The sequence below is a fragment of the Bombilactobacillus mellifer genome (genome assembly GCF_000970795.1).
GTDB lineage: Bacteria > Bacillota > Bacilli > Lactobacillales > Lactobacillaceae > Bombilactobacillus > Bombilactobacillus mellifer.
Map to the genome: position 1 here is coordinate 5,904 of NZ_KQ034038.1, position 818 is coordinate 6,721.

At 32.5% G+C, this 818-nt stretch carries 1 protein-coding gene; it reads right to left on the minus strand.

The annotated features are described in order from the left end of the window. Window positions 1–35 precede the first annotated feature (35 nt). The coding region (locus JG30_RS08530) for a glycosyltransferase family 2 protein (RefSeq protein WP_218837834.1) at window positions 36–818 on the minus strand (783 nt) is incomplete at its 5' end.

The window sequence follows — 818 nt, forward strand, 5'->3', positions numbered from 1 at the left end:
TACTCAGGAAGATATAAAAATCGTAATTTTATCCCTTATCTTTTAATGTGATCCCACTTTGAAGAAGGATTTGAATTGGTTAATATATCCTTATGTTTAACTATGCTTTTTATCAAAGAATAATAATCGGCACAATTGATTATATACAGAAGAAATATAGTTAGAGGAGCGCTAAGAACAATCTTTATAGATTTTTTCAAATCATATTGTTGATCTGATAATCGAGCAATTATTGAAACCAAAAAGTATGTCACAACTACACCTAAGAGAGTTTTTAAATCGAGATAAAACACTAAGAGATATCCCATAAATACCAGCATAAAGGGATCTATTAGCATCATGAATTCTTCAAAGAAAATAATCTTTGGCAACTTCCACCATGTAAGAACAAAGCTGTATTTTTTGAAGTTGGTTGAAAAGAAGAGGTCTTTATATTTTACAAGTGCCTTAAATCGACCATACTTCCATCTGAAACGCTGCTTTTTTAAATCTTTAAAATTATGTGCTGGAGGTGTATAGCAATACACATCCTCTGCATAGCTGATATGCGCTTTTTTGTTACCAAAAGCCCTGATCATTTTCATTGATAAAGAAATATCTTCTGTTACCGAATCTAAATCATATCCCTTAACTAACAATAAGGCCTTTCGACGAAAAGTTGAACCAATGCCTCCAACAATGTATTCCAGATTAAAGGCCGGTTCTGCTTCTTTATATTTATTTCCTATCTGGTATTCCACCAGTTGGGCGTATTCAAGAATGTTTTTTGCGCCCGATATTTTTACATTAGTCGCCATAGCGACTAATCTAATATCATC